This is a genomic window from Leptothrix discophora (assembly GCF_030705305.1).
Classification (GTDB): domain Bacteria; phylum Pseudomonadota; class Gammaproteobacteria; order Burkholderiales; family Burkholderiaceae_C; genus Sphaerotilus; species Sphaerotilus discophorus.
Genome location: NZ_JAUZEE010000021.1, coordinates 1 through 10621 on the forward strand (window position 1 = coordinate 1; position 10621 = coordinate 10621).

Annotated in this window: 9 protein-coding genes and 1 riboswitch; of the genes, 1 reads left to right on the forward strand and 8 read right to left on the reverse strand. The window is 69.8% G+C overall.

Annotation, left to right across the window (positions count from 1 at the left end):
• Nucleotides 1–48: 48 nt before the first annotated feature.
• Complete coding sequence (gene metW / locus Q8X39_RS20365; protein ID WP_305751530.1) at nt 49–633, reverse strand: methionine biosynthesis protein MetW; 585 nt, start codon at nt 631–633, stop codon at nt 49–51.
• Complete coding sequence (gene metX, locus Q8X39_RS20370; protein ID WP_305751531.1) at nt 630–1763, reverse strand: homoserine O-succinyltransferase MetX; 1134 nt, start codon at nt 1761–1763, stop codon at nt 630–632. Before metX ends, metW begins: the two co-directional genes overlap by 4 nt.
• Before the next feature lie 51 nt (nt 1764–1814).
• Nucleotides 1815–1885, reverse strand: a riboswitch (SAM riboswitch).
• Nucleotides 1886–2081: 196 nt separating this feature from the next.
• Here metX and Q8X39_RS20375 point away from each other — a divergent pair.
• Nucleotides 2082–2822, forward strand: coding sequence for a hypothetical protein (locus Q8X39_RS20375; protein WP_305751532.1), 741 nt, complete (start codon nt 2082–2084; stop codon nt 2820–2822).
• Nucleotides 2823–2841: 19 nt separating this feature from the next.
• Here the strand turns inward: Q8X39_RS20375 and Q8X39_RS20380 are convergent, their stop codons facing one another.
• From Q8X39_RS20380 to Q8X39_RS20405, 6 genes are all read right to left on the reverse strand, one after another.
• A complete protein-coding gene (locus tag Q8X39_RS20380) occupies nt 2842–3462 on the reverse strand; it encodes a glutathione S-transferase family protein (RefSeq protein WP_305751533.1) in 621 nt (206 codons plus the stop codon).
• A gap of 209 nt (nt 3463–3671) precedes the next feature.
• Nucleotides 3672–5270, reverse strand: a complete 1599-nt coding sequence (locus Q8X39_RS20385; protein WP_305751534.1) for a diguanylate cyclase domain-containing protein — start codon at nt 5268–5270, stop codon at nt 3672–3674.
• Nucleotides 5271–6290: 1020 nt separating this feature from the next.
• On the reverse strand, nt 6291–6866 hold the full coding sequence (gene upp, locus Q8X39_RS20390; RefSeq protein WP_305751538.1) for a uracil phosphoribosyltransferase: 576 nt from the start codon (nt 6864–6866) through the stop codon (nt 6291–6293).
• Nucleotides 6867–6998: 132 nt separating this feature from the next.
• A complete protein-coding gene (locus Q8X39_RS20395; RefSeq protein WP_305751535.1) occupies nt 6999–8288 on the reverse strand; it encodes a URC4/urg3 family protein in 1290 nt (429 codons plus the stop codon).
• Between the two features lie 12 nt (nt 8289–8300).
• A complete protein-coding gene (locus Q8X39_RS20400) occupies nt 8301–9584 on the reverse strand; it encodes a GTP cyclohydrolase II (RefSeq protein ID WP_305751536.1) in 1284 nt (427 codons plus the stop codon).
• 82 nt (nt 9585–9666) lie between these two features.
• Nucleotides 9667–10500: an HDOD domain-containing protein gene (locus tag Q8X39_RS20405; RefSeq protein ID WP_305751537.1), complete on the reverse strand. Its 834-nt coding sequence runs from the start codon at nt 10498–10500 to the stop codon at nt 9667–9669.
• Nucleotides 10501–10621 lie beyond the last annotated feature (121 nt).

The window sequence follows — 10621 nt, forward strand, 5'->3', positions numbered from 1 at the left end:
CCAGGTGGGTGCCGATGCTTCACGACACTTGACCTTCAAGACGGTTGCTCAGGCGCGCTGGAACTTGAACACCGCCGTGCTGGCCAGCAGGTTCGGATGACGGGTCACGATGCGGCCCTCGTGCAGGCCGAAGGACTCCAGCACGCGCAGCCCGCACTGCTCGGCCAGCACCTCGAAGTCGGCATAGGTCCCGACGCGGATGTTGGGTGTGTCGTACCACTGGTAGGGCAGCGTCTTGGTCACCGGCATGCGACCGCGCAGCACCGACAGGCGGTTGGGCCAGTGCGCGAAGTTCGGGAAGGCGACGATGCCGATGCGGCCAACCCGTGCGGTCTCGCGCAGCATGGCCTCGGTGTTGCGCAGGTTCTGCAGCGTGTCGAGCTGCAGGACGACGTCGAAGCTGTTGTCCTCGAACAGGGCCAGGCCCTCTTCGAGGTTGAGCTGCAGCACGTTGACGCCGCGCTGGACGCAGTCGTGGACCTTGGCGTCGTCGAGCTCGACGCCGTAGCCGCGACAGCCACGCTCGCGCTGCAGCAGCGCCAGCAAGGCGCCACCACCGCAGCCGAGGTCCAGCACGCGGCTGCCCTCGGGCACCAGGCGGGCGATCGTGTCGAGGGTCTGGCGCCGGGTCATGCACCGATCTCCTGGGCGATGCGGTCATAGCGGCTGCGCACGACCGCGTGGTAGCGCGGGTCCTCGAGCAGGAAGGCGTCGTGGCCATGCGGCGCGGCAATCTCGGCGTAGCTGACGTCGTGGCGGTTGTCGACCAGCGCCTTGACCAGCTCGCGCGAGCGTTGCGGCGAGAAGCGCCAGTCGGTGGTGAAGCTCACGACCAGGAACTTGGCCTTCGCTCGCGCCAGGGCCGCGCTGAGGTCGCCACCGAATTCGCCGGCCGGATCGAAGTAGTCCAGCGCCCGCGTGATCAGCAGGTAGGTGTTGGCGTCGAAGTACTCGCTGAACTTGTCGCCCTGGTAGCGCAGGTAGCTCTCGATCTGGAACTCGATCTCCTGCGTGCTGTAGGCGAGCTCGGCGGCCCGCAGCGAGCGGCCGAACTTCTCTTCCATCGAGTCGTCCGACAGGTAGGTGATGTGGCCGATCATGCGGGCCACCGTCAGGCCGCGCCTGGGGACCACGCCGTGGGCGTAGAAGTGGCCGCCGTGGAAGTCGGGGTCGGTCACGATGGCGCGCCGTGCGACCTCGTTGAAGGCGATGTTCTGGGCCGACAGGTTGGGCGCGCTGGCGATCACCAGCGCATGGCGCACGCGCTCGGGGTGGCGCAGCGTCCAGCTCAGTGCCTGCATGCCGCCGAGGCTGCCGCCCATCACGGCGGCCAGCTGGTCGATGCCGAGGCGGTCGATCAGCCGGGCCTGGGCGTCGACCCAGTCCTCGACGGTGACGACCGGGAAGTCGGCGCCATAGGGTCGGCCGGTGGCGGGGTTGAGGTGCATCGGTCCGGTCGAGCCGAAGCAGGAGCCGGGGTTGTTCACGCCGATGACGAAGAAGCGGTTGGTGTCCAGCGGCTTGCCCGGTCCGACCAGGTTGTCCCACCAGCCCTGGCTGCGTTCCTTGCCCGCGTGGGTGCCCGCCACATGGTGGCTGGCGTTGAGCGCATGGCAGACCAGCACCGCGTTGCTGCGCTCGGCATTGAGGCTGCCATAGGTCTCGTAGACCAGTTCGTAGGACGCAAGCGTCGCGCCGCTGCGCAGCGGCAGCGGCTCGGCGAAGGCCATGGTCTGGGGCGTCACGTGCCCGAGTGTCTGCATCGATCCCGATCCACAAAAAAACCCGGCGCCGCCTCGAAGCGGACACCGGGTTTGCGGGTGTCCCCCTTTAGCGGAATTTCTAGAGCGCCCGCAAGCCGGACCAAATCGGCGCTGAAAACAGTTTAACGCCGGCCCATCAACCCAGGCATGCAGGAGATGCGGAGCCCGCAGCGGCCGCTGCAAGCGGGTCGAACCAGGGGGGCTGTCCCCCACGTCCCTGGGGTGGGCGATGCGTGGACGGACCGGGACAATTTCATGCATCGGGTCACGGATCGCCGCACCAGCGGATGCCAGGACCTGCGCCGCCCGACTGCCGACATGCCGTTCACCCTGCCCCAACTGCCGCGATTGCCGCGTCTGCCCCACCTGCCTCGCCTGCTGCGCGCGCCGATGACGCCGCCGGCCTGCCTCAGTGCGGCGGCGGTGCTGGGGCTCGGCATCGGCCTGCCGGTGCTGGCCGGCTTGACGCTCGACGACGGCTGGCCGAAGGCGTCCCTGGTTGCCGTGACGGGGCTGGGCGCGCTGGCGATGCTGCTGTGTCCGCGTCGCTGGCGTGGGCAGGCGGCATCGACGGACGCAGGCGAGGGTCAGGACACCGCCATCGGACCGCTGATCGAGCAGGCCTTCCGCCGTCATCAGGCCGGCTTGTGCCGCCGCGGTGCCCGCCTGCTCGGCAAGGTCAGCGCAGCGGCGCAGGACGTGCGCCTGCCAGCCGGACAGGCCGACCTGCTGCTGCAGGCCTTCGACGCCGCCGTGCGGCTGCTGGACGATCCGGCCTCCGTCGAAGCCGCTTCGGCCCCGTCGCCTGTTGCCATGCGGCGCAAGGCCGGCCCGTCAGCGCTCATCTGCATCGAGCTGGATCGCCTCGATGGCGAGACCGGCCGCCATGCGCGTCTGCGCCTGAGCACCGGCGGGGCCGGCGCGGCACGCTGCGCGCGTCGCCTGCGCCAGCTGTGCACGCGACTGGGCGCGCAACTGGACATCGTTCACGAGGGCCCGTTGCTGCGCGTCGAGCTGGTGCTGGCACTGCCGCCCGAGCGCGCCACGGCCATGCGCTGAACGCGCCGGCCAGGTCAGCTCAGGTCGTGGGCGGAAGGGTCTGCAGGAAGCTGGGCCGCTGGCTGAGCTTGTCCATCAGGCGGACCAGTTCGGGATGGCGCTGGCGCCACGGCACCGCCGGGTAACGGAAGTCGAGGTAGCCGAGCGCACAGCCCACCGCGATGTCGGCCAGCGACAGATGCAGGCCCGAGAACCAGGGCTTGTCGCCAAGCTGTTCGGCCATCGCCGCGAGGCTCACGTCGATCTTGCCCATCTGGCGGTCGATCCAGGCCTGCGAGCGTTCCTGGCCGGCGCGACCGGGCCAGACGGCTTCCATGCGCGCACCGACCGCCGCATCGAGCAGCCCATCGGCGAGTGCTTCCCAGGTGCGGACCTCGGCGCGTTCGCGGCCGCGTTCGGGGATCAGCCGGCCGAGCGGCGAGAGGGTGTCCACGTACTCGACGATGACGCGCGAGTCGTACAGCGCATCGCCCCCTTCGAGCAGCAGGCAAGGCACCTTGCCGAGCGGGTTGTGGGCGGTCACGGCGGGCGTGGCGGACCACGGGTCGTCGAGCTCGAGCTTGTAGTCGAGCTTCTTCTCGGCCAGCACGATGCGCACCTTGCGGGCATAGGGGCTGGTCAGCGAAGCGATGAGTCTCATGGCGGGTACGGCAGCTGGGCCCGGCGACCCGGACCTCGAGATTTCATTCTATCCATCGGCCTTCCCGGCGGTTGCCCTTGATCGGACGCAGGGGACGCACCGCCACACCTGCTGCAGAAACGGGGCCGTTGTGGCAGACGCCCTTGCGTGGTGCAGATGCCTGGAAAGCGGGCATGCGCGCCCTGGCCGGCGCACTGCCGCGTGCGGGGTCAGGCCGCGTGCGCGACCTTGCGGTACTCGCGGCGCAGGCTCGCGAAGCGCGAGGATTCGCAGCGCCGCATCAGGCCGTCGAGCGTGTCGCCGACCCGGGCGCTGGCGTGACCGAGGCAGACGCGCACGTCCAGCCCCGGCGCGATCGCGCTCCAGTCGTGCTCACGCACGGCGAGATGGACCCGCTCGCAGACCCGTGCGACGTCTTCCCCGCTGGCCCGGTGCAGCAGCGCGACCAGCTCGTCGTGGCTCCAGCGCGCCGGCAGGTCACCGGCTCGCAGCACCTGGCGGATCAGCGCCGCGAGCGTGCACAGCACGCGATCACGAACCAGCGGGCTGTGATGCGCGGCGAGCACCTGTCCGGGGTCAAGCGCCAGCACCAGCACCGAGACCTGCGCCCGGGTCGGGTCGGTGCGCTGCAGCAGCTCGTCGGTCTGGGCCTGGAAATGCTCGCGGCTGGCCAGACCGGTCAGGCTGTCCTCGCGCCGCCAGGCCGGCAGTTGCGCCGCCTCGCGCTGGCCCAGCTCACGCAGACGCAGCTCGAAGGCGAGCATGTCCTCGGTGCAGGAGCTGGTGGCTTCGGCGGCCGGACTGGGCATCAGCCGCAAGGCGCCCAGCTCCATCGGATTGAGCCGACCCAGTCGGCTCTGTGCCAGCAGCCACGCGCGTCGGCCCTGTTCGAGCAAGGGCTGATGGCCCATGTCGTGCGCCGCCGCGATCAGCAACCGGGCCTGCGATTCGGCCTTGGCGTTGTCGCGCAGCACCAGCGCATGCACGACCTGCGCCCATCGCGCCAGGCCACCCATCCAGGCCCGTTCGTGCGGCAACAGGGCCTGCAGGCGTTGCAGGTCGGCCTCGGCATCGTCGGGTTCGCCGCGCCAGACCGCCAGCATGAAGTCGACCCAGGCCAGCAGGAAACGTCCGCTGCGCTGGGTCCCGGCGGCCATGACGCCGGGCGTGACCTCGCAGCGGGCCAGTGCCGCCTGCATCGCGACCTCGACCTGGCGACGCCGCGCCAGCGAGGGCAGGCCCTGGGACAGGTCCCAGCTGCGCGCCAGCATCAGCGCTTCGGCGAAGGCGGCATGGATGAGCAGGTGGCACGCCCAGTCGACCCGGCCGGCATCGCTGGCCAGGCAGGTGCCTTGTGCGAGGCTCTGGCGGGCAGCCTCGACATGGCCCAACCAGGCCTGCGCCACGCCCAGGCTGTCGCAGACCTGCAGCGTGACGATCGGGTCGGCGAGTTGCCGGGCCAGACGGCGCGCGAGCTGGCCGGCTTCCTCGGAGAGCTGGTCCTGGCCGGAGACCGCAGCGGCCGCACCCTGGATCGACAAGGCCTCGATCTCCAGCGCCATGTCGCGCTCATGCCGAGCCAGCGCACAGGCGCGACGTGCATGGGTGAGCGCGAGCACGTACTGGGCCTCGCGCTGGGCGCACATCGCGAGGTGCAGCTCGGCGCGGGCCTCGTGCAGCAGGTCGCCCGCATCGATGGCCCGCGACCGCAGCAGTCCGGCGGCATGCCGGCATCGCTCCACGACCCCCTGGCGCCATTGCGCAACGCAGGCGGTGTCGAGTTCTTCGAGGCTGAGGAGTCGGTACATGGCGGCGGCGGGTCGAGTGTTTCGTCTTGAAGGCTGTTTTGCAGTATCCGCAGGGGTCTGCCGAAGCCCTTGCGAACTGCTTCGCGGTTTTTTCATTCAAGGCGTTCGATCCGGTAACAAAGGGGTTCGGCACCACACTTTCCTGCGGCGGAACTGGACGCCCGAAACCACGCTGTTGCCGCGTTGCGCGTGTTGATCGGCGTCCTACGATGGTCCGTACCTGAGCTGCCGGAGTCCGCGATGTCTGCCTGGCCCTTGATGCGGGAGCGCCTCGCGCCGGTGCTGCGCTTCGTCGGCCTGCTGGCGCGGTGCTTCATGCCCGCTCGCCCGGCCCGGTCCGGCAAGGCCCGAGCCGATCGGTTGCCGACACGGCGCGACCCATTGGACATCCCCGTCGGATGCAGCGGGGCCGAGGCCCTGGTGCGCGTGGGCACGGCCGTGTCCTGTCGACGACCGGCCGATGTGCCGGTGATGGATCGGGGCCTGGGTCAGCTGGACTGGGCGCCCGGCCCCGCGCCGCATCGGCTGCAGCATCCAACCGACTTTGCCGCGCTGGCCGCCGATCCTGCGGTGCGGCGCATCCGCCTGGGTGGCTCGCACGATGGCAAGGATGGCCCGCCTTCGAGCTTGTCCGTGCCCTTGCTGCTGGCGGTCGAGCGGATGCGTCGCCTGTCGGACGGCAGGCCCGTCGGCGTCAACCTGGTGCGACCCGATGCGCCGTCCTGCGCAGCCTGGATCGATGCCATCCACCATGCCAGGGTGTGGCCGGATTTCATCGTGTTGATCGACCCTCCCGGCGCGGCCGCGAGGGCCTCATCGACGTCCGCCATGGCGGCGGCGCTGCGCCTCGTCGACCGTGCCCTGGTCGAGGCTGGCCTGCGCGCGCGCATCCGGCTGGGCTGTGCAACCCAGATGGCCGATGCCGCCGACGTGCAGCGCCTGCTCGCCAGCGGGGCCGATTGGTGCGACGTGTCCGGCGTCACCGGCGCGGGCGACGTGCCGCTCCGGCCGGCGCCTGCGTCACTTGGTGCCGAACATGCGGTCGCCGGCATCTCCGAGCCCCGGCACGATGTAGCCGTGGTCGTTGAGCTGCCGATCGATCGCGGCGGTGTAGACCGGCACGTCCGGATGATGGGCGTGGAAACGTGACAGGCCCTCCGGCGCGGCGAGCAGGCTGACGAAGCGGATCGAGCGCGGCTTCGTCTCCTTCAGCCGTTCGACCGCGGCGGCCGCCGAGTTGCCCGTCGCCAGCATCGGGTCGAGCACGATGGCATCGCGCTCATGCATGTCGCCGGGCATCTTGAAGTAGTACTCGACGGCCACGAGCGTCTTCGGGTCACGGTACAGGCCGATGTGGCCGACGCGTGCGCCCGGCACGACCTCGAGCATGCCGTCCAGCAAGCCGCTGCCAGCCCGCATGACCACGACGAAGACGGTCTTGCGGCCCTCGATGACCGGGCTCATCATCTTCTCGAGCGGGGTCTCGATCTCGATCAGCTGGGTCGGCATGTCGCGCGTGACCTCGTAGGCCATCAGCATGCTGATCTCGCCGAGCAGGCGGCGGAAGCTGTTGGTCGAGCGGTCCTTCTGCCGCATCAGCGTGAGCTTGTGCTGGATCAGCGGGTGGTCGATGAGGTGGACCTGCGCGGTCGGCGTGTGGTGGCTCAAGTCGGTCTCCAGGTTCGGGTTCGGGGATGTCCGGTTCGGGTGGTCCGCGTCGGTCGGGGGTCAGAACACCGTGCCGTCGCTGTCGATGCGGACCGGCGGCGGCCCGCCCAGGCGCCGCTCGGCCGCGATCTGCCGGCCGGCGGCCCAGCTGCCGCCTTCGAGCATGCAGGCCAGCGGCAGCTGCCCGGCATTCACGCCCAGTTCGGCGCGCACGCGCGGTGCCAGTTCGTCGAGCAGCGCCACGGTCAGCGCGCGCCACTCGATCACCCACGGGTCGGCGGGCGTGTGCGGCTCGGCGAGTGCGGCCGCGTCTCGCGGCACGATCACGCCCGCGTCCAGCAGCAGCCCGCCATTGCGGTACTCGGGCAGGCCGGTCAGCGCGTCGAGTCCGGTGACGGGAATGCCGGCCCATTCGAACGGTTCCAGCAGGGAATACGTCAGCCACTGGGACAGCTTGTGGAAGGGCACGAGGCCGGCGTCCAGCCCTGCCCCGCCGGCAGCAGGATGGGGCCAGACATCACCCAGCGGCTGGTCGTCGGGGCCCTGGCCGTCGCGCGTGCCCAGCCACTGGCCGCTCGGCCAGATCGCGCTGGTCGCATCCAGCAACGCAGCAAGGATGTCGGCCGCCTTCAGGCTGCGCGTGGCCGGATCGAGCCGGCTGAGCAGCGTGTCGTAGAGCCGACCGGGGCGCGCGGGTCCACCGTCGTGGCGTGCCAGCGACCCGAGCGCCGCACCCAGCCGGTGCATCAGGTGGGTGCGTCCATCCAGGCCGACCAGCGGATTGCCGTCGTGGACCTGGAAGATCGTGGACAGGTGCCAGGGTTCGAGGGCCATCAGGGCGTCGGCGTCGACCCGGCACGGGCGCGCCGGATCGCTGGAAAACTCGCCCGACAGGAAGGCGTCGAAGGTGGCAACCGCCAGGCCCTCGCTGCGTGTCAGGACGGCGTCGGTGCTCGGCTCCTGGTAGCGCCAGGTCGGACCGGCGCCGGCATCGAGCAACACGCTGACCACCGTCAGGTCGATGCGGGCCCGTGCGGCTTCCGGTGCGCCCAGTTCGGCCAGCGCGTGGTCCAGGCGCTCCTTGCGGTCCACGCCGCCAGCCTCGAAGTGCCGCCAGCGGCTGTGGTACGGGATGCGCAGGGTCGGAAACCGCGCCAGGCAGAGCTTGGCGATGCGACCGGCGACGGCGTCCAGGCGCGTGCGGTCGAGCGTGAAATGCGCGGAAGCGCCGGTGTCGACGTGGGCGGCGATGGCCGCGCAGCGTCGGCGGATCTCGGCCGGATCGCGCAGCCTTCGGGCCGCTTGTCGGGCGGGTGTGTCCGGTGCGGAGGGGGCGGCGTTCGCTGGCATCGGTGGCCCCGCTCAGCGCAGGTCGCGTCCCTTGACGCTGGCCAGCGCGGTGTCGTCGGGCACGTCGCCGGTCGTGTAGTAGCCGGCCGCGATCTTGGCCTCGATCTCGACGCGGGCGTCGGCCGGGACCAGCGCGTCCGGGATCTTCACCCGGTCGCCGACCTCGATGCCGCTGCCGGTGATCGCGTCGTACTTGTCGTTGCTCATGCTGACGAGGCGATGGATCTTGCGGATGCCCAGCCAGTGCAGCACGTCGGGCATCAGCTCCTGGAAGCGCATGTCCTGCACGCCGGCCACACATTCGGTGCGCAGGAAGTACTTGTCGGCCGAATCGCCACCGACCTGCCGCTTGCGGGCGTTGTAGACGAGGAACTTGGTGACCTCGCCGAGCGCTCGGCCTTCCTTGCGGCTGTAGGCGATCAGGCCGACGCCGCCAAGTCCGCCGTGTTCGCGCGACTGCGCTCCGGCGATGCATTCCTCGATGGCGTGGGTCAGGTAGGGTCGGCAGGTGCAGATGTCAGAGCCAAACACGTCCGAACCGTTGCACTCGTCGTGGACCCGGGCGGTCAGCGTGATCGACGGATCGGCCAGATCCTCGATGCGTCCGAAGACGTAGAGCGTCTGGCCGCCGATGGGCGGCAGGAAGACCTCCAGGTCGCTGCGCGTGACCAGTTCCGGATACATGCCGCCGGTCTCCTCGAAGAGCGTGCGACGCAAGTCGGCTTCGCTGACGTGAAAGCGCGCCGCCACGCCAGGCAGCCACCAGACCGGTTCGACGGCGACCTTGGTGACGACCGCCGAGCCGTTCTCCAGGAGGATCCGGCCGTCGGCCTTCAGGCGCTGGAAGGCCATCGCCTGGCGGATCTCCGGCAGGTCGATGTGGGCCTGCGTGATCGCGATGGTCGGCCGGATGTCGTAGCCCTGGGCGATCTGCTCTGCATAGACCTGGGCGACCGATGCACCCCACGGGTCGATGGAGACGATCTGTTGGGCGTCCCCCCACTGCGGATGGGGCCCGACCGGCGACGTGGGCGAGGTGTTGGTCAGATCGGCGCGATGGCCCTTGAGAAGGTTGCCGGCCGCCACCGCCAGCGCGCGGTAGACGCCGTAGCTTCCGCTGTGCGTGCCGACCACGTTGCGGTGGCTGCGGTGGGTGGTCGTGCCGATCACCGGCCCGCGACGTTGGGGATCGGCATCGCCCCAGCGGATCAGCGGCGTGCCGGAAGCCATCTGACCGGGATGGGAGGTCAGGCGAATGTGCGAGACCGGGGTATTCGGCGGGACATCGCTCGGCATCGAAGGCTTCGAGGTTGATGGTGGCTTCAGCATATCGCCGAAGGTCGGTGCCTCGATGCTGGCAATACCCGTGCCGGGTCGATCAGTCGACCGCACTCCGGTTCGAGGCGCGTACCGCGTCGATGTGGGGTCGGATCGCGTGTTCCAGTTCATCCGGCGTCCAAGCGCATGCCTCGATCCGTTCATCGCCCGGCAGCGCCGCGGCGGCATCCAGCAGCAGGTGCTCGGTGGCCTCGCCGAGCACCAAGAGTCGTCGGACCGGGAGTTCCTGCAACGACCACGTACCTGGCGACGTGGCGCGCGCGCGGACGTAGCGGACGACCTGATTGGACAAGCCCCATTGCGCGCAGAGCGCGGAGGCGACGGCGTGATGGCCGACGCCGATCAGGGCGGCCTCGGCTTCGGCCTGATCCGCCGGCTGGCCAGCGTGTGACTCGCAAAGTGCCGCATAGCCACGAGAAAAGAGGTCCGACCGCGACGCGAAGATGGCCTGCCCGGACAAGGCGAACAGGCCGGCACTGTGCGCCAGCCAGGGGTCAATACCCAGGCTGCGAGCCGAGCGGCCCATCACCCAGCTGAGCGCCGCTGCCCTGGCCCAGATCCGATCAATCAGCGGGGTCGGCGTGAAGGCGCGCCGCAAGGCAGCTTGCAGCGTGATCGCCGCGACCTGCTCCGTGCCCAGGTATCTCAGGGCCTCACCCACATGGTCAACCCGGCGTAGCAGGCCGAACATGGCGGAATTGACGGTCTTGATGACTTCTGCGGCCAACGCCATGTCGGCTGCGATGACGTCGGCACAGGCCTGAGCATGCAGATCCGAGCGCCCAAGCAGGGCTTGCAGTTCGATCAGTGCCCGCGGACAGGCCGGCAGGTCGATCTGGAGCCTTCGCAGTTCTTCTGGAATGGCGCTGGGCATGGGATCTATTCCTTCCGAAGTCGATTCGGACTGACGCTCAACCAATTTGCCGCGATCTTCCGACCAATTCCCCAAAAGAACAAACCCCCTGCAGCGTTGGCTGAGGGGGTTTGGGGATAGT